Source organism: Elioraea sp. Yellowstone (genome assembly GCF_006704265.1).
Classification (GTDB): Bacteria; Pseudomonadota; Alphaproteobacteria; order Acetobacterales; family Acetobacteraceae; genus Elioraea.
Genome location: NZ_VIKA01000287.1, coordinates 1 through 1,189 on the forward strand (window position 1 = coordinate 1; position 1,189 = coordinate 1,189).

Annotated in this window: 2 protein-coding genes; both read right to left on the reverse strand. The window is 77.6% G+C overall.

All coding sequences use genetic code 11. The features are described 5' to 3' along the window. Positions 1–81 precede the first annotated feature (81 nt). Positions 82–597, reverse strand: coding sequence for a hypothetical protein (locus tag FK498_RS18730; RefSeq protein WP_141857217.1), 516 nt, complete (start codon positions 595–597; stop codon positions 82–84). Continuing rightward, on the reverse strand, positions 594–1,127 hold the full coding sequence (locus tag FK498_RS18735; protein ID WP_141857219.1) for a permease: 534 nt from the start codon (positions 1,125–1,127) through the stop codon (positions 594–596). Before FK498_RS18735 ends, FK498_RS18730 begins: the two co-directional genes overlap by 4 nt. Between the last annotated feature and the right edge of the window lie 62 nt (positions 1,128–1,189).

Sequence of the window (1,189 nt, forward strand, 5' to 3'; positions counted from 1 at the left end):
CCCCGCCGCGGCGCGCGAGCAGGGCGCGCCACATCGCGACCGCCTCCGCCGTGCCGGGACCCGCCTCCATGCGCGCGGCTTCTAGCGCCCGAGCACGCCGGGAGGAAGGCAGGCGAGGATCGCCTCGGCGGCGAGCCCGGAGAGGGGCGGCAGCCAGGCGGTCGCGGCGAGCCTGAGCGTCACGAAGCGCCAGCCCATCAGCGGACCCTCCCAGAGGACGACGCGGTTCAGGCCCAGCACCGACCAGGCGGAGATCAGCGTCACCATCTGCGCCGGGCCCGCGCCCGCGCTCCAGAGCGCGAGCACCACCGGGAAGGAGACGAACGGGCCGCCGGGGATGCAGGCGCCGGCGACGGTCGCCGCGAGATGGCCCGCAAGCCCGCTCCCGGGACCGAGCAGGCTCGCGGCGAAGCGTTCCGGCACGAGTTCGCCGAGGAAGCCCGCGGTCGGCAGGGCGATCGCCATGATCGGCGCGATCGTGAGCAGGCTCGCGCGCGTCTGCGCGAGCGCGCCGCGCAGGATCGCGGCGTCGCGGCGCGCGGCGAGCACACAGCCGGCGAGGGCGGCGAGCCAGAGGCCGAGCGCGGTCGCGCTCATGCCGCCCCCGGCTTGAGGGGGAGACGCCGCGCGACAAGACCCGCGAGCAGCGGCAGGGGCAGCGAGGCGAGGAAGCGCAGCGCCGCGAACTCCGGCCCCAGCACGGGGACCTCCCAGACCAGGATGCGGCTGAAGCCGTTCAGCGCCCAGGCGGTGATGAAGGCGATCAGCGCGCCGCGATCGGCGCCGCCGGCGGCGAGCGCCAGCACCAGCGGGAACGCCGCCATCGGCCCGCCCGGGGTCGCGATGCCGGCCAGGGTGGCAAGCCCGAGCCCGCGCAGCCCCGAATCCGCGCCGAGCCAGCGCGTGATCCGCTCGCGCGCCACGCCGGCCTGCACCAGTCCGGCGAGCACCAGCGCCGGCAGCAGCACCGGCAGGACGAGCAGCGCGAGATCGCCCGCGCGGGCGAGGCCGCGCCCGAGCCCCGCGGTCCCGCGCAGCAGCCAGCAGGCGAGGGCCGCGGACAGGCACAGCGCGAGGACGAAGAGGAGATTGGCGTGGCGGCGCCAGGGCGACGCGGGCGGAGGCATGGGGCGGCGCGATCATGCCCGCGCCGCCGGGCCGGCGTCGAGCGGCCGGATCAGAGCTGCGC

Excerpts from the sequence above, each read along its gene's own strand:
- FK498_RS18730 (WP_141857217.1), bottom strand. The coding sequence starts at position 597 with ATGAGCGCGACCGCGCTCGGCCTCTGGCTCGCCGCCCTCGCCGGCTGT.
- FK498_RS18735 (WP_141857219.1), bottom strand. The coding sequence starts at position 1,127 with ATGCCTCCGCCCGCGTCGCCCTGGCGCCGCCACGCCAATCTCCTCTTC.